The organism is Aliihoeflea sp. PC F10.4 (assembly GCF_054612275.1).
In genome coordinates this window covers 670,325-690,425 of the sequence record NZ_JBTSWH010000001.1, presented here as the reverse complement: position 1 = coordinate 690,425, position 20,101 = coordinate 670,325, and the positions used below count along the sequence as shown (strand labels likewise).

Sequence of the window (20,101 nt, the reverse complement as noted above, 5' to 3'; positions counted from 1 at the left end):
GACGTGATCTTGCTTCGAATGTCAGGAAAATCGGCGTGTGGCCTGCGGCTTGGGCAATCCGGCGCGATCGAGCCAGTCCTCGCTGGTTGGCGCGAGGACGGCATAGACATTGCGAACAAGCGCGCGCGCCTTTTCCCCCGGCCAATCGCCCGGCTGAAGCGCCAATGGCAGGCCGGGATCGCGCAACACGATACGCCGCCAGCCATGGATGACGAGCACCCTCGCAGCCATCGCATCGATCGGGGAAAGTTTTGCTCCGCCACCAAGCGCGGCGGCCAAGGGTTCGAGTTCATCGATGAGAGCACGATAGGCGTCGGCGACTTCATGGGATGGCCAAAGCGCGTGGAACGCTTCGGGGTGTTCCGCGCTCGATCCATGAACGACGAGTGCGCCGGCCAATGCATCCGCGACGTCTGGTGCTCCTTCGGTCTCGGGCCGGATATGGACGCCGCCATTGACGCGCACGAAACCGAGGCCCGCAGCACCAGCCAGAACATCGTTCTCGCTGTCGGGTGGCGCGATTGCGACCGTCCACGTGCCGTCCCATTCGGGCGGGCCACCCGCGTAGATGCGGCGGGTGGCAAGGTCGAAAGCGTGGCGACCGTTTTCGGCGAGGCGGTAGAACGCGTTTCTCCCCTCACGCTCGCGGATCACCCACCCGTCGGAGGCCAGCCGCGACATGGCCGTGCGCAACGCGCCGGGCTCAACCCGCAGCCGTCCCATGACATCCTGCAATACGCCAAGTCCCACGCGTCCGCCGCGCGGCATGATCGCATCGCCGAACATGGTGACGACCAGCGACCAGACCCGCAGCCTGCCTCTTTGGTGGAGCCGGTCGATCAGGGCTTCAAGCGGCCGCTGCGCAGGGTTCAGGGGTTGGATCATCTTGTCGCCTTCGCACGGAGAGAAGCGCCTCGCAAGCTTCATGCCGAAGGCTGCGGCTCACTCTTCAACGTCGAAATGCCGTCCGCCGATGGTTCGCGATGCGCCGCGAAACTCCGCGATCACGTCGCCATCCTGATTGGTCACGCGCACATCGTAGAGACCCGACCGGCCCGAGCGCGTCAGTTCGCTTGCATTTGCAATCAGCCTGTCGCCCAATCGCCCCGGCCGGAGAAAACTGATCGTATTGTGCTGCGCCACGGCAATCTCGTTATAGGAGTTGCAGGCAAAGGCGAACGCGCTGTCGGCCAGCGTGAAGATGAAGCCGCCATGGCAGATGTCGTGCGCGTTCGTATGGTGAGGCTCGACAGTCATGGACATTGCCGCCGTTCCCGGCCCCACGCCGTCGAGCGAAAGACCGAGCCATTTGGAGGCGTCGTCGCGCGCCCACATGGCTTTTGCGCTCTTGTCTGCGATTTCGGCGTCCGTCGGCATCGTCTCATCCTTGGTCATGCGCCTGCGCTCACATGGCAGCACCGCGATTCAATAATAAACACGGAATTCGAAGGGAGGATTCACAATGCTGTCCTTGCAAAGCTTTGCAGCGGGCGAATGGGTCGCGCCGTCTGGCCGCATCGCCAGACTGAAAAGCGCTATTTCCGGCGAAGTCTTCGCTGAAATCGGTTCCGGCGATCTCGATTTCGCGGCGATGGCCGATCACGCACGGAATGTCGGCGGCCCTGCCCTGCGCACGCTCACATTTCATCAGCGCGCGCTTTTGTTGAAGTCGCTCGCGCAATATCTGAACGATCGCCGCGAAGCACTTTACGAATTGTCCTACGAGACTGGCGCGACAAAAGCCGATTCCATGATCGACATCGACGGCGGCATCGCAACACTCTTCGTCTACGCTTCGAAGGGACGGCGCGAACTGCCAGATGACACGATCTATATCGATGGCGGATTGGAACAGCTCTCGCGCTCCGGCAATTTCGTCGGCCAACACGTCGCGACATCACTGCAAGGCGTGGCGCTTCACATCAACGCGTTCAATTTTCCGGTCTGGGGCATGCTGGAAAAGCTGGCGCCCACACTGCTTGCCGGCGTTCCCGCCATCGTCAAGCCGGCGTCATCGACAGCCTGGCTCGCGGAGGCCGCGTTTCGCTTGATCATTGAAAGCGGCCTTCTGCCGGAGGGCGCGGTGCAGTTCATCGCCGGATCGACCGGCGATCTTATCGACAGGCTGACGGGACAGGATGTCGTCTCATTCACGGGCTCGGCAGCTACCGCGTCGATGCTGCGCGCCAATCCCAATGTGATCCGCCAATCGGTGCGTTTCGTCGCCGAGCAGGATTCGCTCAACGCTTCCATCCTCGGGCCGGATGCAGCGCCCGGCACGCCTGAATTCGACGCGTTCATCCGCGAGGTCCATCGTGAGATGACTGCCAAGGCCGGCCAGAAATGCACCGCCATTCGCCGCATCATCGTGCCGGATGCTCGTAAGGCTGCGATCATCGAAGCACTGTCCGATCGACTGTCGAAAACCATCATCGGCAATCCGCGTGACGACGCAACCGGCATGGGCGCGCTCGCCAGCCTCGCCCAGCGCGACGATGTGCGCAAAAAAGCCCGCCTGATCGGGCGCGAGGCGCGGCTGGCCTTCGGCAGAATCGACACGGTCGAGGTGGCGAATGCCGACGCCAATGCCGGCGCGTTCGTCTCACCGCTTCTCTTCGACTGCGCCGACCCGGACAGCGCGAAGAGCGTTCACGAGGTCGAAGCCTTTGGTCCTGTTTCGACCGTAATGGGCTATCGCGATCTCGGTCACGCACTGGCGCTGGCCAATCGCGGACAGGGCTCGCTCGTCGCATCTATCTTCACGCGTGACGGCGCGGTCGCGCGCAAAGTCATCGAGAATGCCGGCGCGTTTCACGGCCGTCTCTATTTCGCCAACCGCGACACCGGCAAGGATGCGACAGGCCACGGCTCACCGCTGCCCCACATGGTCCATGGCGGGCCGGGACGCGCCGGCGGCGGCGAGGAGATGGGCGGCATACGCGGGGTGATGCACTACATGCAGCGCACGGCGATCCAGGGCAGCCCCGATCTCCTGACGGCAATCACGAAAAGCTGGACGCCGGGTGCAACGACGCTGGAAAAGGACACGCACCCATTCCGCATGACTTTCGGCGATCTCGAAATCGGCCACACCTTCTGGACGCCGATACGGACGATATCGCTCGCAGACATCGAGCATTTCGCGAACTTCACCGGTGATATTTTCTACGCCCACATGGATGAGGAAGCGGCCAAGGCGAACCCGTTCTTTCCCGGCCGCGTAGCGCATGGCTATCTGATCCTCAGCTTCGCTGCCGGTCTTTTCGTCGAACCTTCCCCCGGTCCGGTGCTCGCGAATTACGGGCTCGACAATCTGCGCTTCATGAAGCCGGTTTCCCCCGGCGACACGATCAAGGTCCGGCTGACGGCGAAGCAGAAGACGCGCCGAAACGACGATTATGGCGAAGTGCGCTGGGATGTCGGCGTCTACAACCAGGACGACGAGCAGGTGGCCAGCTACGAGCTTTTGACCATGAACGTGATGTGATCAGTGGCGCGGCTGGAATTGCAGGCCGTCAAGCAGTTTCAAGGCAGTGTTCAGCGCCGTCCCGGTCGCGATCACCATCTGCGGCAGCAGCATCCATTCCAGCGTCCACGCCGCGCCCGACCGTTCGTTCTCGTGAACGAGCGAATGGTGCATCCCCGAAACGAGCGTCGCGTTGAAACGGGCGAGCGATACCAGCGTCTCCGCGCCGACCGGGTTCTGTTTGTGCGGCATGGCGGACGACCCGCCGCCGCCGGAAAGCTTCACCTCGCCCACCTCGTTCTGCGCCATCAGCGCGATGTCCTGCCCCATCTTGCCGAGGCTTCCGGTGACGAGCGACAACCACGATGCGAATGCGGCAACGCCGTCGCGCTCCGAGTGGCGCGGCGGCATCGCCTGCGACAGGCCGAAATGTTCGGCAAGCAACGCCGAAACCGTCTCGCCCTTGTCGCCGAGTTTTTCGAGCGTTCCAGCCGCCCCACCGAACGACAGCACGCGAACGCCTTCGACCGCATCCGCCAGCCTTTCGCGGTGACGGATGAGCGGATTGCGCCAGCTTGCGATCTTGCGGGACGCGGTTACGGGAATTGCCGCCTGCATGCGCGTATGCGCCATCGTCTCGACTTGCCCGTCGCGCGTGTCGATTTCGCCAAGCAGATCGATGATCTTGCGCAACCGTATGTCCAGAAGCGCCGATGCTGAGGTCAGGCGAAGCGCGAGGCTCGTGTCGATCGTGTCCTGACTGGTCGCACCGAAATGCACATAAGCGGCATTCGGCTCACCGACTGCGCGCCGCAATTGCCCGACAAGCGACGGGATCACCACGCCGTCGCGCGCTGTGCCTTCTCGCAGATCGTCCATATCGGGAACGAATGCCGCCAGTTTCGCCTCGATAACCGGCGCGGCATCGGCTGGGATCACACCGGCTTTCGCCTGCATTTCCGCCAGCGCCCGTTCGAAAAGAACGATGGTACCGATATCGGTTTCGGCGGCGAACAGCGATCCGATTTCCTCGTCACCGAGAAGGCCGGACAAGAACGGATGATCGAAAGGCGATATGCTCAACAAAGACCTCAAAGACGGCTTGAGAATTCGCTTCCGGCAAGGCCGCCGGTATGGTTTTCGAGAACCGGAACGCAATTGGCGGTCTGGTCAATGAGCACCGGAAGCGCAGCAATCGCGTCAGATGCCCGTCGGAGTAGAACTATCAACCCGCCTCTTAAATGTCGAAGAAGATCGTTTCCTTCTCGCCCTGCAAATGAATGTCGAAGCGATACGTATCGCCCTCGCGCGGCGCGATCAGCGTTGCGACGCGGGACCGATGTTCGACACGGGCCAGAACCGGGTCCTTGTCGTTCGCCTCGGCTTCGTCACCGAAATACATGCGCGTATTGAGGCCGAGATTGATCCCTCGCGCCACGATCCAGAACGATACGTGCGGTGCCATTTTCCGACCGTCCTTGAACGGCACCTGGCCCGGCCTGATCGTCTCGAAGCTAAATTCGCCGGTGTTCATATCCGTCGCGCAGCGGCCCCAGCCGGTGAAGTTCGGATCGGCCGAGCCGCGCATTTCGGACGGCGAGTTGTAGATCCCTTCGGCATCCGCCTGCCAGATCTCGACCAGCGCGTCCTTCAATGGTGCCCCGGTTCCGTCGAAAATGCGCCCGACGATGGTGATGCGCTCGCCCTTGGTCTTGTCGTTGACCATGGAGATGCCGAGGTCTTCGCCATAGACGCCGCCGATTTCGGCGAAGTTCGGCGTCAGCCCGATATGAACGTAGGGGCCGGCCGTCTGCGACGCGGATTCTTTCAGGCGGTTGAGCGTCTGAGCCATGTCAATTTCCTCCTAGCGGTAAACTTCCCGGCGATGGCCGATGTCGATGACGAGAACCACCACGCGGTGATCCTGAATTTCGCAGATCAGGCGATAATCCCCGACGCGGTAACTCCAGAGTTCGTTCAAAACGCCTTGCAGCGGCTTGCCGAGTTGACGCGGATCATCAAGTTCTTAAAGCTTATGATCGATGAATTTCCCGATCCGGCGCGCCGCCTCTCGGTCGAGCTTTCGCAGAGCTTTTTCCGCCGTTTTTGAAAACTCAATCGCCCAGGCCAAGGTCGCGCCTTACGTCCGCCCAAGGTCGGGTCGTTTCCTCTCCGCGCCTGATGCGTTCGGAAATTTCTTCTGCACGATAGTAATCTTCGAGATCGTCAATCCCGTCCTCGACCATCTGCCTGAGATAAAACGCTTTCGTCCGGCCTGTCTTCGCGGCGAGTGCGTCAAGGCGCGCTTCGATTTCGGGCTTCAACCTCACGGAAGTCGGCATCGTCGCCTCCTCATTGAATACATGTATTCAATGTATTCAATATTGCAAAAATCGCAATCAATTTCCTTCCATGCGGTTTTCGAACATGGTCGAACGGCGGCCTCGCAGCACCATATCGAATTTGTAGGCGCGTGAATCCATCGGGATGGTCGCTTCGCGATCGAGCGCGGCCGTCAGCCCCTCGATCGCCGCGCGGTCGTTGATCGTCTTGACGATCGGGCACTGCCAGATCATCGGGTCGCCGTCGAAATACATCTGCGTGATGAGCCGCTGCGCGAAACCATGCCCGAAAATCGAGAAATGGATGTGCGCGGGCCGCCAGTCATTGATCCCGTTCGGCCACGGATAAGGGCCGGGCTGGATCGTACGGAACGCGTAGTTCCCATCCTCGTCGGTGATGGTACGCCCGCAACCGCCGAAATTCGGGTCGAGCGGCGCGATATAACCTTCCTTGCGATGGCGATAGCGACCGCCGGCATTGGCCTGCCAGAATTCCAGAAGCGCACCCGATACCCCCTTGCCGCGCTCGTCGAGCACCCGGCCATAGACGACGATGCGCGGGCCGATCGCCATTTCGCCCGGTTTGGCGAAATTGGTGATGAGGTCGTCGTCAAGTTCGCCGAGGATGTTGTGGCCGAAGACCGGCCCGGTGATTTCCGAAAGCGTGTTATCGAGCGAAAGCAACGCCTTTTGCGGCGAACGCAAAACGGACGTCTTGTAACCGGGCGTGAACGCGGCCGGATGCCAGTCGCGGTCACGCTGGAAGAATGCGCCCGTCTCCGGCTTAAGATTGGAATTGCGAATGTCGCTCATGCCTTTTCCTTTTCCATCTCGGCCAGCACCTGCTTCACGATCTTGATCGCATGGTTGGCACGCGGAACGCCGGCATAGATCGCGACATGCAGCATCGCTTCCATGATGTCGTCGGCGCTGGTGCCGGTATTGGCCGTCGCGCGCGTATGCAGCGCGAGTTCCTCGTAATTGCCGAGCCCGGCAAGCAGCGCCAGCGTCATCATAGAACGCTCGCGCTTGGTGATCGTGTCGCGCGACCACACATGGGCCCATGCGGCTTCGGTGATCAGCGTCTGGAACGGCTCGTCATAGCCGCTCGCCTTCTTCGTCGCCGCATCCACATAGGACGCGCCGAGCACCGAGCGGCGTGTCGCCATTCCCTGATGAAAACGTTCCGATTTTTCGCTCATCTGTCCTCTCTCAGTATGGCAATCCGACATAGTTCTCCGCCAGCGACGTCGATGCCGCAGGCGAATGAACCAGATAATCGAGTTCAGCTTCCTGAATGCGCTGGCCGAAGGCACCCGTATCGGGAAAGCGGTGCATGGTCGAGGTCATCCACCATGAAAACCTTTCGGCCTTCCAGACGCGAGACAGCGCCTTGGCGGAATAATCGTCGAGGCCTGCACCCGATTTTTCGGCATAGTGCTCGCGCAATCCGTCGAAAAGATAGCGCACGTCGCTGGCAGCGAGATTCAGCCCCTTCGCGCCGGTCGGCGGGACGATATGGGCCGCGTCGCCGACGAGGAAAAGCCGCCCGAACCGCATCGGTTCGGCCACGAACGAACGCAGCGGCGCAATGGATTTTTCAATTGAGGGTCCGGTCGTCACGCGCTCGGCCGAATCCGGCGGCAGACGATGGCGCACCTCGTCCCAGAAGCGCTCATCCGACCAGTTTTCGACCTTGTCGTCGAGCGCGCACTGGACGTAATAGCGGCTGCGCGTCGTGGAGCGCATCGAGCAAAGCGCGAAGCCGCGCGGATGATTGGCATAGATCAGTTCGTGATGGACCGGCGGCACATCGGCGACGATCCCAAGCCACCCGAACGGATAGACCCGCTCGAACGTCTCCAGCCCCTTCCCTTCGACAGCCCTGCGCGACGCGCCGTGATAGCCGTCGCACCCGGCGATGAAGTCGCAGTCGAGCCGGTGGGTTACGCCGTCCTTTTCATAGGTCAGATAGGAACGGTTGCCATCGAAATCATGCGGCTCGACATTGCCGGCCTCATAGATCGTCGAGGCTCCGGTCTCGGCACGCTTGTCCATCAGGTCGCGCGTCACTTCCGTCTGGCCATAAACCATGACGCGCTTACCTGTCAGCGCATGGAGGTCGATGCGATGATGCCGGCCGCCGAAAGCGAGATCAAAACCGTCATGCGGCAGGCCTTCGCGATGCATGCGCGCGCCGACGCCCACCTCGTCGAGCATGCCGGCCGTTCCCTCTTCGAGTACGCCGGCTCGGATCCGTCCGAGCACATAGTCACCCGTCTGACGCTCGAGAATGACGTTGTCGATGCCCGCATTCGTCAGGAGTTGGCCAAGCAGCAGCCCGGACGGTCCAGCACCAATTATGGCGACCTGCGTGCGCATCGATTTCCTCCCGAATTCCTCGCTGCCACGAATGACGCAGGAAACGCACGCACTCAATGGACATAAGCGGCATCTGATTGCACTATCCGACCATCATGCGCCAAATACCGAAAATCCCCTCCTATCGCCTATATGCCGAAAAGCCCGACGATCCCGCCGATTTTTGGCTCCATTGCGAGCCGATGGCGGATCGCACACACCTGCACAATTGGGAAATTGCGCTTCATCGCCACGAGCAGTTCTTCCAGATATTTTTGCTGCCAACCGGCTCCGGCGAAGTCGTTACTCCAGACGGCACGCACAGTTTTCAGGCACCCGTGATCCTGTTCATCCCGCCCGACACGGCGCATGGCTTTCGCTTCGCGCGCGACATTGACGGGCGCGTGGTCACCGCCCTTGCCGACCGGTTGCGCGCACTGACCGCCGCCGACAGGGAAATCGCGGGTTTTGCCTCGCGCCTGCGCATCTTGCCGGTCGGGGCGCACGACGCAGAGGCGAAGAAGGCCGTCGACGCCATCGAGCGTATGGACGCCGAACTTGCGGGACGCGGTGCCGGGCGAGCGCTTCTGCTGGAGCCACTGATGATCGAGGCACTCGTCGCGTTGACCCGCAGCGCTGGCGCGAGCGCACCTGTTGCAACCATCGACCCGGAACACAGGTGCGTCGAGACGCTTTTGACCGTGATCGACACGCATTTTCGCGACCGGCCCCCGATCGCCTTTTTCGCCGAGCGTCTCGGAATCTCGCCCACCCATCTTGCGCGGATCGCGCGAAACGCCACGGGCTTGAGCGTTCAGATGCTTCTCGACCGCCGCACGCTGGAAGCGGCGCGGCGCGATCTCATCTTCACGCCATCGCCGATCCAGAAGATCGCGTTTTCGCTTGGCTTTTCCGACCCCGCCTATTTCAACCGTTTCTTTCGACGCCAGACCAGCATGACGCCAGGTGCTTTTCGCGAGCGCGAACGCAAGAGGCTATCGACATGAAAAAGGGGCGGTCGCCCGCCCCTTCCAATCGATCTGAATGCCGATCAGTCGAGCTGATCGGTCACGACCGTCGAGAATGCGCCTTCCGGCTCGGCGGTGATCGCCGGATTGTCGGGCGAAACGGCCGACAAAAGCGTCTGTACGGTCTGCTCGTAGGAGGCCGGATCGAGCGCTGCCGTATCGCCGACGAGGCCGGCCGCGACTTCCACCTGCCAGACCTGACCGTCCTCGGTCAAAGCGCCCGAAAGGTCGTTCTCCAGAACGATATTGGCGGCTTCCTCGACATTGTCTTTGGCATAGGCCCAGCCTCGCATCGAGGCGCGTGTGAAGCGGACCATTTGGTCGACGAATTCAGGGTCTTCCAGCCGATCTTCCATCACGTAGAGCCCGTCTTCCAGCATGCCGACGCCTTCATCCGCATAGTTGAAGACCTTCAGGCTGTCTTCCGGCACGCCCGCGTCGAGCAATTGCTTGAACTCGTTATACTGCATGGTCGAGATACAGTCGGCCTGGTTCTGGAGAAGCGGATCGACGTTGAACGCCTGACGCAGAACCTCGACGCCATCGTCGCCGCCTTCGGTCGACAGGCCCAGCTTCGCCATCCACGCATAGAACGGATATTCGTTTCCGAAGAACCAGACGCCGAGCGTCTTGCCGGGAAAGTCGTCGGTCGACTGGACGCCGCTTTCCTGCGAACAGACAAGCTGAAGCGCCTGACGCGCGAAGGGCTGCGCGATGTTGACCAACGGGACGCCACGTTCGCGCGCCGCGAGGCCCGCCGCCATCCATGTCGTGATGACGTCGGCGCCGCCGCCGGCGATTACCTGTTCAGGGGCGATGTCCGGCCCGCCCGGATTGATCGTGACGTCGAGGCCTTCTTCCTCGTAATAGCCGAGATTCTTGGCGACGAGGTAGCCGGCGAACTGGCCCTGATTGACCCATTTCAACTGGAAGGTGAGCGCGTCCAGATCCTGCGCCATCGCCGGCAGCGCTGCAAGCGCAACGGATGAGGCGAGCGCACCCATGATAAGCTTTTTCATGTCAGTTCCCCTTTTTATTATTCACGCCTTTCCACCACGGATCGACGGATGCCAGAAGGTCACGCCGCGCTCGATCAGCGCGATGAGACCGTAAAAGACCGAGCCGGCAAGAGCGGCTACCGCGATTTCAGCCCAGACCATGTCGACATTCAAGCGCCCGATGGCCGACGAGATGCGAAAGCCCATGCCGACGACCGGAGTGCCGAAGAATTCGGCCACGATCGCGCCGATCAGCGCCAGCGTCGAGTTGATCTTGAGCGCGTTGAAGATGAACGGCCAGGCGGCCGGCAGGCGCAATTTGAACAGCGTGTGCCAGGTGCTCGCCGCATAAGTGCGCATCAGATCCTGCTCCATGCGGCTTGCGGCGTTGAGGCCAGCAACGGCGTTCACCAGCATCGGGAAGAAGGTCATGACGACGACGACCGCCGCCTTCGACTGCCAGTCGAAGCCGAACCACATGACCATGATCGGCGCGATACCGACCAATGGGAGCGCGGAGACGAAATTACCGACTGGGAGTAGCCCACGCTTCAAAAACGGCGAGCGGTCAATGGCAATTGCCGCGACGAGACCCGCCGCGCATCCGATCGCATAGCCGGGCAAAACGGAGCGGATGAAGGTCTGGTAGAAATCGGCCCACAGCGTCGCCGTCGAAACAGTTATGCGCGCCCAGATCGCGCTCGGCGGAGGCAAAAGGACCGACGGCACGTTGAAGCCGCGTACCAGCCCTTCCCACAGAACGAGCAGCGCCATGCCGAAGAGCACCGGCACCAAAAAATTGACCGCGCGCGCAGCGATCCCACGTGCCTTGATCCGCACCAGCCACTCATTGACGGCCCATGCGGCAAGCCAGAAGACAACGGCTCCGGTGACGAGACCAGCATTCATGGCGTCGCCCCCATCCGCGCCAGAACGATGCGCTGCAGAATGGTGATCGCCAGAATAAGCAGCGCCGACAGGGCGGCCGCCATGAGTAGCGCCGACCAGATCTGCACCGTCTGCCCGTAATAGGAGCCGGCGAGAAGCCGCGAGCCGAGACCACCCGCCGCACCCGTCGGCAGTTCGCCGACAATGGCCCCGACGAGACTTGCCGCCACGCCCACCTTCATGGACGTGAACAGGAACGGCAGCGAGGCGGGAAAGCGCAGTTTCCAGAATGTCTGGCTCTTGCTTGAATGATAGGTGCGCATCAGGTCGAGCTGAATCTGGTCGGGACTGCGAAAGCCCTTCACCATGCCCACGACGACCGGAAAGAACGACAGATAGGTCGAGATCAGCGCCTTCGGCACCAGCCCAGTCATGCCGATGGAGGCAAGAACGACCACAACCATCGGCGCAATCGCAAGGATGGGGATCGTCTGGGAAGCGATGATCCACGGCAGGAGCGAGCGGTCCATGGCGCGGTTATGGACGATCAGGACGGCGAGCAGGATGCCGAGCGCGGTGCCCATCGCGAAGCCGAGCAGCGTCGCCGAAAGCGTGATCCAGGCATGGTAGACGAGGCTGCGCCGCGAGGTGACGTTCTGGCCGACGACCGTGTTCCACAGTTCCACCGCGACCTGATGCGGCGCGGGCAAAAGCGGGCGGTCCTGGGCGAACGTGCCGGCGACGAATTCGGCCCATGTCCAGTTGCCGTCGCCGCGCGAAAAAACCTGAAACTGCCATGTGGAGTTGAGCCACACCGACGCCGCGTACCAGATGACGATGATTGCCGCGACGACGATGAGAACCGGCACGGCCGTGCCTTGCGACAGGCGCTCCCACACGCCCGACCGTCCGATCGCGGCCTGCGGCGCGGCGATGACGCTACTCGTCATAGGAGTGCCCTGCCCGCAACCCCTCGCGCACGCGGGCGGCAATGGCGAGGAATTCCGGCGTCTCGCGAATGTCGAGCGGCCGCTCCTTCGGCAAAGTCGACTCGATCACGTCCGTCACCCGGCCGGGGCGCGGCGACATCACCACGATCTTGGTGGAAAGGTACACCGCCTCTGGGATGGAATGCGTGACGAAGCAGATCGTCTTGTTCGTACGGTCCCACAATTGCAAAAGCTGCTCGTTCAGGTGATCGCGCACGATTTCGTCCAGCGCGCCGAACGGCTCGTCCATCAGGAGCAAATCGGCGTCGAAGGCGAGCGCCCGCGCAATGGAGGCGCGCTGCTGCATGCCGCCCGATAGCTGCCAGGGATATTTCTTCTCGAAGCCCGAAAGGTTCACGAGGTCGAGCGTGCGCGCGATGCGCTCACGCCGCTCGGCCCGCGAATATCCCATGATCTCCAGCGGCAGCGCGACATTGCGCTCGATCGTGCGCCACGGATAAAGCGCCGCCGCCTGGAAGACGTAGCCATAGGCGCGGTGCCTGCGCGCCTCCTCCGGCGACATTCCGTTGACCGAAATCGTGCCGGACGTCGGCTGTTCGAGATCGGCGATGACGCGAAGAAACGTCGTCTTCCCGCAGCCGGACGGCCCGATGAAGGAAACGAACTCGCCCTTCTTGATATCGAGATCGACGCCGGTCAGCGCATGGACGGGGCCGTCATTGGTCTCGAAGGTGAGACCGAGACTATTCGCCTCGATCACCTTGGTCATCTGTTGCGGGGCTGGCTGGGTCAGGCTGGCAGGCGCATTCATATGAGATGCCGCCTCAAACGCCGCTGGCCGGAATGCCCGTCCGCTCGATCCTGCGCGGCGCGACGACTTCCTTCCACGCCGAAAGCGCCTTCGAAACGGGCGGGTTCGCATCGCGCGCCACGAACTTTCCGTGGCCGGGCTCGGCTTTCACCGTGCCATCCTCGACGGCAACCTTGCCACGCGTGAAGACCGTGCGCGGCAGGCCCTTCACCTCGATGCCCTCGAACACATTGTAGTCGATCACCGATTGCTGGCTGCCAGCCGAAATGGTCTTGGTCGCCTCCGGGTCCCAGATGACGAGGTCGGCATCCGCGCCTTCGACGATCGCGCCCTTTTTCGGATACATGCCGAAAATTTTCGCGACATTGGTCGAGGTGACCGCCACGAATTCGTTCGGCGTCAGACGGCCGGTCACGACGCCCTTGGTCCACAGAACCGGCATGCGGTCTTCAAGACCGCCGGTGCCGTTCGGGATTTTGGTGAAGTCCCCAACGCCCGTGCGCTTCTGTTCGGTGGTAAAGGCGCAGTGATCGGTCGCGACAACCTGTAGCGAGCCGGCCGAAAGCCCGGCCCACAGCGAATCCTGATGCAGCTTGGAGCGGAAGGGCGGGCTCATCACGCGCCGCGCAGCATGGTCCCAGTCCTTGTCGAAATATTCGGTCTCGTCGAGCACGAGATGCTGGATCAGCGGTTCGCCGAAGACGCGCATGCCTTTCTGGCGCGCGCGCCGGATCGCTTCGTGGCTTTGCTCGCAGGAGGTGTGAACGACGTAAAGCGGCACGCCCGCCATGTCGGCGATCATGATCGCGCGATTGGTCGCTTCGCCCTCCACTTCCGGCGGGCGCGAATAGCCATGCGCTTCCGGCCCGTTGTTTCCGGCTGCCAGCAATTTCTGCTGAAGCTGCGCAACGACGTCGCCGTTTTCGGCATGGACCATCGGCAGCGCGCCGAGTTCGGCGCAGCGCTGGAACGACGAATACATCTCGTCGTCATCCACCATCAGCGCGCCCTTGTAGGCCATGAAGTGCTTGAACGACGTGATGCCCTTGTCCACCACCTGCGGCATTTCGTTGAACACCTGTTCGCCCCACCAGGTGATCGCCATGTGGAAGGAATAGTCGGTGCAAGCGCGCGTCGACTTGTTGTCCCACATCTGGATCGCTTCGAGCAGCGACTGGTCGGGCGACGGCAGACAGAAGTCGATCACCATCGTCGTGCCGCCGGCAAGCGCCGCGCGCGTTCCGCTTTCGAAATCGTCGGCAGAATAGGTGCCCATAAATGGCATTTCGAGATGAGTGTGCGGATCGATCCCGCCCGGCATCACGTAGCAGCCCGTGGCGTCGAATTCCTCATCGCCGGACAGGTTCTGCCCGATGGCGGCGATCACCTCGCCGTCGATCAGGATGTCCGCCTTCCATGTCCGGTCGGCGGTGACGATGGTTCCGTTCTTGATGACTTTCGTCATTTAGCAGTTCCCCTTTTTCATCGGCCGCTTCTTGGCGAGCGGCTTCAAGGATTTCCTTCAAGCGATTCGGATTATTCGACAATCTCCGCCGTCTCGACGACCGCATGGAAAAGCACGTCCGCGCCAGCGCCGGCCCATTCCTTCGAGATTTCCTCGGCCTCATTGTGCGAAAGCCCGTCGACGCAGGGGCAGAAGATCATCGCCGTCGGCGCGAGCGTATTGATCCAGCACGCATCGTGTCCCGCGCCCGAAACGATATCGCGGTGCGAATAGCCAAGCCGCTCCGCAGCGTCGCGAACCGCCTTCACGCAACCCTCGTCGAACGTTACCGGCTCGAAATGGCCGACATTTTCAATGTCGAAGCCGATGTCGAGCGCCTCGCAGATCGTTTCGATGCCGGCCTCGATGCGCGTTCGCATCTCATCCAGAACCCGCACGTTTGGCGAACGGATATCGATGGTGAACACCACCTCGCCTGCGATGACATTACGGGAATTCGGATAGACTTCTATGTGCCCGATGGCACCGACCGCGTCGGGCTGATAGTCCATCGCAACTTCGTGAACCAGTTCGGTCACGCGGGCGAGACCGAGCCCCGCATTGCGGCGCTTGTGCATCGGCGTCGAGCCGGTATGCGCGTCATTGCCGGTGAGCGTGACTTGCAGCCACCAAAGGCCCTGCCCGTGCGTGACGACGCCGATATCGATGCCCTCGTCTTCGAGGATCGGACCCTGCTCGATATGAAGCTCGAAGAAAGCCTTCATCGGCCGGTTGCCGACTTCTTCCTCGCCCTTCCAGCCGATCCGCTCCAGTTCCTCGCCGAAGCTCTTCCCCTTGGCATCGGTGCGCTCATAGGCCCAATCGAGTTCGTGCTTGCCGGCGAAAACGCCCGAGGCGAGCATGGCGGGCGCAAAGCGCGTGCCTTCCTCATTCGTCCAGTTGGTTACGACGATGGGATGCTTCGTCTTGATGCCGAGATCGTTCAGGGAACGGATGACTTCGAGCCCGCCCAAAACACCGAGCACGCCGTCATACTTTCCGCCGGTCGGCTGGGTATCGAGGTGCGAGCCGACATAAACCGGTAGCGCGTCCGGATCGGTACCTTCGCGGCGCGCGAACATGGTGCCCATCTTGTCGACGCCCATCGTCAGGCCCGCATCTTCGCACCAGCGCTGGAAAAGGTGCCGGCCTTCGCCGTCCTCGTCGGTCAGCGTCTGACGGTTGTTACCACCGGCGACGCCCGGTCCGATCTTCGCCATGTCCATCAGCGAATCCCACAAACGGTCTGGATTGATTCGCAGATTTTCGCCGGGTGCGGCCATTTCTTGTCCTTTTATGCTTTCAGTTCGACTTCGACGAACGACATCGGAGCATCGCCAGCATTGACGACGTTGTGTTCCACACCCTCGTCGCGACGATAGGCAAGCCCGGCGGCGAACTCGACGGTGCGGCTTGTCCCGCCGGGTTCTTCCAGAAGCATGGAGCACGCCGTCACCGTCGTGATGACGTAGTCCATGCCGTGCCGGTGCCAGCCGGTTTCGGCCCCCGGCGCAAAGTCCCAGCGCGTGACGCGCACCTGTGCGTCATCCACCAGAACCTCGTGCGTCGCCTGGGGCCGGGCCATGTCAGGCGACCTCGGTCAGGACGGTACGGATGCAATCGACGATCTCGTCGATATGCTGCTTTTCCACGATCAGCGGCGGGGACAGCGCGATGATGTCGCCTGTCGTGCGGATCAGAACGCCCTTTTCGAAGGCCTTCACGAAGGCAGAGAAGGCCCGCTTGGTCGGTTCGCCGTCGATCGGCTTCAGTTCGATCGCGCCGACGAGGCCGATATTGCGGATGTCGATGACGTTTGGTGCATCCTTCAGCGAGTGCAGCGCATCTTCAAAGTAAGGCGCAAGTTCCGCGCCGCGCGTCAAAAGCCCTTCTTCCTTGTAGGTGTCGAGCGTGGCGAGCGCGGCAGCCGACGCGATCGGATTTCCCGAATAGGTATAACCGTGGAAGAACTCGATCATGTGTTCCGGGCCGGTCATGAAGGCGTCGTGGATTTCCTTCGTGACGAACACGCCGCCCATCGGTATGACGCCGTTGGTGATGCCCTTGGCGGTGGTGATGATGTCGGGCGTCACGCCGAAATAGTCCGCGCCGAACGGCGTGCCGAGACGGCCGAAGCCGGTGATGACCTCGTCGAAAATCAGCAAAATGCCGTGCTTGGTGCAGATGTCGCGCAAGCGCTTCAGGTAGCCCTGCGGCGGGATAAGAACGCCCGTCGAACCGGCGACCGGCTCCACGATCACCGCCGCGACCGTCGAGGCGTCGTGCAGCGTGACGATGCGCTCCAGTTCGTCGGCAAGGTCGCCGCCATGCTCCGGAACGCCGCGCGTGAACGCGTTCTTGGCCGGCAGATGCGTGTGCGGCATGTGGTCGACGCCGGTCAACAGCGTGCCGAACATCTTGCGGTTGGTGACGATGCCGCCGACCGAGATGCCGCCGAAATTGACGCCGTGATAGCCGCGCTCGCGGCCGATCAGACGCGTGCGCGAGCCCTGCCCCTTCACGCGCTGATAGGCGAGCGCGATCTTGAGCGCGGTTTCGACGGATTCCGAACCCGAATTGGTGAAGAACACATGGTCCATGCCTTCCGGCGCGATGTCGACCAGCCGGTTGGCGAGTTCGAACGCGATCGGGTGGCCCATCTGGAAGGCTGGCGCATAGTCGAGTTCGGCGGCCTGGCGCTGGATCGCCTCGGTGATCTTGGGGCGGCAATGGCCGGCATTGACGCACCAAAGGCCCGCCGTGCCGTCGAGCACCGTGCGCCCGTCGGTCGTCGTGTAGTGCATGTCCTTGGCAGCAGCCAGCATGCGCGGTGCCTGCTTGAACTGCCGGTTTGACGTGAACGGCATCCAGAATGCGGAAAGATCGTTCGGCGCGACGTTGAGCCGGTTCGACATGACCAAGCTTCCCCTTTTGTCAGTGTTCCCATTTCGGCCAACGCTTGGTTTGTCGGACGCAGTCGTGCTACGCATTTTTTGACCGATTGGACAAACGTTAGCACCGCCACCATGACGGTCAAGGACAGAATAGGGGAAAGTGCCGTGCTCCTTCGCGCGCCACACGCATTGAGCAACTGGTCCAGTCGATTGGTCCACGATATCGGGGCCGAAAATGGACGCTGAAGCCGCGCCGCGCCGGCGCACGCGCATCCAGACCGAAAAGCGCCAGATCATCCTAAATGCTGCGCTCGACGTCTTTTCACAGCACGGGTTTCGCGGCGCGACGATCGACCAGATCGCGGATTCAGCCGGCATGTCGAAGCCGAATCTTCTCTATTATTTCCGTTCCAAGGAAGAGATATTCACGACGCTGATCGAGCGGCTTCTGGAAACCTGGCTAGCACCACTTCGCGAACTAGACGATATCGGCGATCCGATCACCGAACTGCGCTCCTATATCCGTCGCAAGCTGGAAATGGCGCGTGACTATCCGCGCGAAAGCAGGCTCTTTGCCAACGAGATATTGCAGGGTGCGCCGCGCATCGCCGAGTTGCTCGAAGGCGAATTGAAGCCGCTGGTCGATGAAAAGGCGGCACTCATTCGCGGCTGGATGAAGGACGGCAAGATCGCGCGCACCGATCCGTGGCACCTGATCTTCTCGATCTGGGCGACGACACAGCATTATGCCGATTTCGACATTCAGGTCCGCACCGTCCTCGGCCCTGATCGCGGCGGCGACGGAAGGTTCGAAGACGCCGCCCGCTATCTGGAACAGCTCTTCCTCGACGGGCTGCGACCAAACCCGCCGAAATGAAACGGCCCCGCCGAAGCGGGGCCGTCGATAGACTATGCGGAGCGCTCGTTGCGCTTCCACTCCTCCCAGCCTGTATCGCCCTTCATGAAGGCTTCGATCTGCTCCTTGTTGGCTTCGAGCTTCGGATCGTGCTTCAGGTAAAGCCGCGTTTCACGAACGATAAGGCCGGACAGGATCAAAAGGCCGATCAGGTTCGGGATCGCCATCAGACCGTTCATCACGTCGGAGAAGTTCCACACGACGCCAAGCTGCACCGTGCAGCCGATGAAGACGATAAGCGAGAACAGGACGCGGAACGGCATCACGCCGCCGCGCCCGACGAGACGCTCAACGTTCCGCTCGCCGTAATAAGCCCAGCCAAGGATGGTCGAATAGGCGAAGAGCGCGAGCCCGATCGTGACGACCCAGTGCCCCCATTCACCCGGCAGGCCGTGGCTGAACGCTTCGCCCGTCATGATCGCAGCCGAAATCTGTTCGCCGGTCGCCGGGTCCGTCGCCGTCCACACGCCCGTCGTGATGATGACGAGGCCGGTGCAGGTGACGACGATAATCGTGTCGATGAAGGTCTGCGTCATCGACACCAGCCCCTGCCGCACGGGATGCGCGGTCTGTGCCGACGCCGCCGCGATGGCGGCTGAACCCATGCCGGATTCGTTGGAGAAGATGCCGCGCGCCACACCATATTGCACCGCGATCATGATCGTGGAGCCGATGAAGCCACCGGCCGCCGACGAGCCGGTGAAGGCGGACGAGAACACCAGCCCGATCGCGCCCGGCACGTCGCCGATATTGGCGAGCAATATGTAGAGCGCGCCAAGCACGTAGAAGATGATCATGCCCGGCACGAGCCGCGAGGTGACGCTGCCGATCGATTTGATGCCGCCGATGAGGACGAGCATCGTCATGCCGGCCAGAACGATTCCCGTCGCCCAGGTCGGGATCAGGAAGCTGCGTTCGAGGTTCGATGCGATGGAATTGCCCTGCGTCATGTTGCCGATGCCGAAGCAGGCGCACACGGCAAAGACCGCGAATGACAGAGCGAGGAACTTGCCGAACCCGCCCGGAATGCCGCGTTCGAGATAATATTGCGGCCCGCCCGACTTTTCGCCGGCCGCATCAGTGACGCGGAACCGCACGCCCAGAAACGCTTCGGAATATTTCGACGCCATGCCGACGAGTGCCGTGATCCACATCCAGAAAAGAGCGCCCGGTCCGCCGATGGCGATGGCGGTCGCAACGCCTACGATGTTGCCGGTGCCGACCGTTGCGGCCATGGCGGTCGTCAGCGCCTGAAACTGCGTGATGTCGCCGTCGGTCGTATCGTCACTGCGCTTCAGGAGGCCGAGGCGCAAAGCCGCGGCGAGCCGGATGAACTGGATGCCGCCGAGCCGCACCGTCAGATAAAGACCGGTGCCGAGCAGCAACGGAATCAGGAGATACGGCCCCCATACGATGCCGCCTATGTCTCCGAGAAAACTTTCCAGACCGTCGAGATTCATTGCCCTTCTCCGTATTCGCGTTGTCGGACCGTTTCCGGCATCCCCCGACATTGAACAAATAAACTATTCCTCATCCGGCCTTGCGTATCGTGCCTTGCGCGGTTGCACACATCTTTTCCGCGCCATCGCCGAGCACGAACACGTCACAATGGCAGACGGCCTGCGTCTTGCCACTGCCGGTCACGCGAGAGCGGGCAATCAGTCGGCGGCCGATGGCCGGACGCAGATAGTTGATCTTGTATTCAAGGGTGACGGAATCGCCGAGGACCGATCCACCTGCAAAGGTGAGCGCGTTGTCAGCCAGATAGCTGACGACGCCGCCATGGGCAAAGCCGTGCTGCTGGAGGTGGTCGGGTTTAAGGTCGAGTGCCAGTTCCGCCCTGCCCGGCTCGAATGCGAGAAGCTCGGTTCCAAGAAGTTGGCTGAACGGTTGCGCGGCTAGCACCGCACGGCCGAATTCGAGCATGTCGGTCACAGCGCCTC

22 protein-coding genes are annotated in these 20,101 nt (G+C 61.9%); 3 read left to right on the top strand and 19 right to left on the bottom strand.

The features are described 5' to 3' along the window. Positions 1 to 21: 21 nt before the first annotated feature. Together ACX82Z_RS03360 and paaI are read right to left on the bottom strand one after the other, a co-directional pair. Positions 22 to 885 (bottom strand): PaaX family transcriptional regulator, encoded by an 864-nt coding sequence (locus tag ACX82Z_RS03360; RefSeq protein ID WP_459586736.1) that lies wholly within the window; start codon positions 883 to 885, stop codon positions 22 to 24. A gap of 57 nt (positions 886 to 942) precedes the next feature. Next, a complete protein-coding gene (gene paaI, locus ACX82Z_RS03355) occupies positions 943 to 1,395 on the bottom strand; it encodes a hydroxyphenylacetyl-CoA thioesterase PaaI (protein ID WP_459586735.1) in 453 nt (150 codons plus the stop codon). A gap of 67 nt (positions 1,396 to 1,462) precedes the next feature. On the opposite strand from paaI, the gene paaZ reads away from it, so the two are divergent. After that, positions 1,463 to 3,487, top strand: a complete 2,025-nt coding sequence (gene paaZ / locus ACX82Z_RS03350; RefSeq protein WP_459586734.1) for a phenylacetic acid degradation bifunctional protein PaaZ — start codon at positions 1,463 to 1,465, stop codon at positions 3,485 to 3,487. On the opposite strand, the gene ACX82Z_RS03345 is transcribed toward paaZ, so the two are convergent. From ACX82Z_RS03345 to pobA, 7 genes are all read right to left on the bottom strand, one after another. After that, on the bottom strand, positions 3,488 to 4,549 hold the full coding sequence (locus ACX82Z_RS03345) for a 3-carboxy-cis,cis-muconate cycloisomerase (protein ID WP_459586733.1): 1,062 nt from the start codon (positions 4,547 to 4,549) through the stop codon (positions 3,488 to 3,490). A gap of 154 nt (positions 4,550 to 4,703) precedes the next feature. Further along, a complete protein-coding gene (pcaG, locus tag ACX82Z_RS03340) occupies positions 4,704 to 5,318 on the bottom strand; it encodes a protocatechuate 3,4-dioxygenase subunit alpha (RefSeq protein ID WP_459586732.1) in 615 nt (204 codons plus the stop codon). Positions 5,319 to 5,330: 12 nt separating this feature from the next. Beyond that, entirely contained in the window at positions 5,331 to 5,447 is a 117-nt protein-coding gene (locus tag ACX82Z_RS03335; RefSeq protein WP_459586731.1) for a type II toxin-antitoxin system RelE family toxin, read from the bottom strand. Positions 5,448 to 5,580: 133 nt separating this feature from the next. Then, entirely contained in the window at positions 5,581 to 5,808 is a 228-nt protein-coding gene (gene relB / locus ACX82Z_RS03330; RefSeq protein WP_459586730.1) for a type II toxin-antitoxin system RelB family antitoxin, read from the bottom strand. A 57-nt stretch (positions 5,809 to 5,865) separates the two neighbouring features. Further along, positions 5,866 to 6,621, bottom strand: a complete 756-nt coding sequence (pcaH, locus tag ACX82Z_RS03325; protein WP_459586729.1) for a protocatechuate 3,4-dioxygenase subunit beta — start codon at positions 6,619 to 6,621, stop codon at positions 5,866 to 5,868. After that, complete coding sequence (gene pcaC / locus ACX82Z_RS03320; protein ID WP_459586728.1) at positions 6,618 to 7,010, bottom strand: 4-carboxymuconolactone decarboxylase; 393 nt, start codon at positions 7,008 to 7,010, stop codon at positions 6,618 to 6,620. The genes pcaH and pcaC overlap by 4 nt, the downstream gene beginning before the upstream one ends. A gap of 10 nt (positions 7,011 to 7,020) precedes the next feature. Further along, positions 7,021 to 8,190 (bottom strand): 4-hydroxybenzoate 3-monooxygenase, encoded by a 1,170-nt coding sequence (pobA, locus tag ACX82Z_RS03315; RefSeq protein WP_459586727.1) that lies wholly within the window; start codon positions 8,188 to 8,190, stop codon positions 7,021 to 7,023. A 77-nt stretch (positions 8,191 to 8,267) separates the two neighbouring features. On the opposite strand from pobA, the gene ACX82Z_RS03310 reads away from it, so the two are divergent. Further along, the gene (locus tag ACX82Z_RS03310; protein WP_459586726.1) at positions 8,268 to 9,176 is read left to right on the top strand and encodes a helix-turn-helix domain-containing protein; all 909 of its coding nucleotides are present in this window, start codon (positions 8,268 to 8,270) and stop codon (positions 9,174 to 9,176) included. 44 nt (positions 9,177 to 9,220) lie between these two features. On the opposite strand, the gene ACX82Z_RS03305 is transcribed toward ACX82Z_RS03310, so the two are convergent. From ACX82Z_RS03305 to aptA, 8 genes are all read right to left on the bottom strand, one after another. Further along, on the bottom strand, positions 9,221 to 10,216 hold the full coding sequence (locus ACX82Z_RS03305; RefSeq protein WP_459586725.1) for an ABC transporter substrate-binding protein: 996 nt from the start codon (positions 10,214 to 10,216) through the stop codon (positions 9,221 to 9,223). 21 nt (positions 10,217 to 10,237) lie between these two features. Continuing rightward, the gene (locus tag ACX82Z_RS03300) at positions 10,238 to 11,104 is read right to left on the bottom strand and encodes an ABC transporter permease (protein ID WP_459586724.1); all 867 of its coding nucleotides are present in this window, start codon (positions 11,102 to 11,104) and stop codon (positions 10,238 to 10,240) included. Beyond that, positions 11,101 to 12,033, bottom strand: a complete 933-nt coding sequence (locus ACX82Z_RS03295; protein ID WP_459586723.1) for an ABC transporter permease — start codon at positions 12,031 to 12,033, stop codon at positions 11,101 to 11,103. The genes ACX82Z_RS03300 and ACX82Z_RS03295 overlap by 4 nt, the downstream gene beginning before the upstream one ends. Further along, on the bottom strand, positions 12,023 to 12,844 hold the full coding sequence (locus ACX82Z_RS03290; RefSeq protein WP_459586722.1) for an ABC transporter ATP-binding protein: 822 nt from the start codon (positions 12,842 to 12,844) through the stop codon (positions 12,023 to 12,025). The genes ACX82Z_RS03295 and ACX82Z_RS03290 overlap by 11 nt, the downstream gene beginning before the upstream one ends. A gap of 13 nt (positions 12,845 to 12,857) precedes the next feature. Continuing rightward, a complete protein-coding gene (gene hydA / locus ACX82Z_RS03285) occupies positions 12,858 to 14,309 on the bottom strand; it encodes a dihydropyrimidinase (RefSeq protein WP_459586721.1) in 1,452 nt (483 codons plus the stop codon). Between the two features lie 71 nt (positions 14,310 to 14,380). Continuing rightward, on the bottom strand, positions 14,381 to 15,631 hold the full coding sequence (locus tag ACX82Z_RS03280; protein WP_459586720.1) for a Zn-dependent hydrolase: 1,251 nt from the start codon (positions 15,629 to 15,631) through the stop codon (positions 14,381 to 14,383). A gap of 11 nt (positions 15,632 to 15,642) precedes the next feature. Further along, positions 15,643 to 15,933, bottom strand: coding sequence for a cupin domain-containing protein (locus ACX82Z_RS03275; RefSeq protein ID WP_459586719.1), 291 nt, complete (start codon positions 15,931 to 15,933; stop codon positions 15,643 to 15,645). Between the two features lies 1 nt (position 15,934). Next, the gene (gene aptA, locus ACX82Z_RS03270; protein ID WP_459586718.1) at positions 15,935 to 17,263 is read right to left on the bottom strand and encodes an omega-aminotransferase AptA; all 1,329 of its coding nucleotides are present in this window, start codon (positions 17,261 to 17,263) and stop codon (positions 15,935 to 15,937) included. Positions 17,264 to 17,477: 214 nt separating this feature from the next. Between aptA and ACX82Z_RS03265 the strand changes: the two genes are divergently transcribed. Then, positions 17,478 to 18,119 (top strand): TetR family transcriptional regulator C-terminal domain-containing protein, encoded by a 642-nt coding sequence (locus tag ACX82Z_RS03265; RefSeq protein WP_459586717.1) that lies wholly within the window; start codon positions 17,478 to 17,480, stop codon positions 18,117 to 18,119. Positions 18,120 to 18,151: 32 nt separating this feature from the next. On the opposite strand, the gene ACX82Z_RS03260 is transcribed toward ACX82Z_RS03265, so the two are convergent. Both ACX82Z_RS03260 and ACX82Z_RS03255 read right to left on the bottom strand, forming a co-directional pair. After that, complete coding sequence (locus ACX82Z_RS03260) at positions 18,152 to 19,618, bottom strand: alanine/glycine:cation symporter family protein (protein ID WP_459586716.1); 1,467 nt, start codon at positions 19,616 to 19,618, stop codon at positions 18,152 to 18,154. A gap of 70 nt (positions 19,619 to 19,688) precedes the next feature. Continuing rightward, entirely contained in the window at positions 19,689 to 20,084 is a 396-nt protein-coding gene (locus tag ACX82Z_RS03255; RefSeq protein ID WP_459911603.1) for a PaaI family thioesterase, read from the bottom strand. Positions 20,085 to 20,101: the final 17 nt, after the last annotated feature.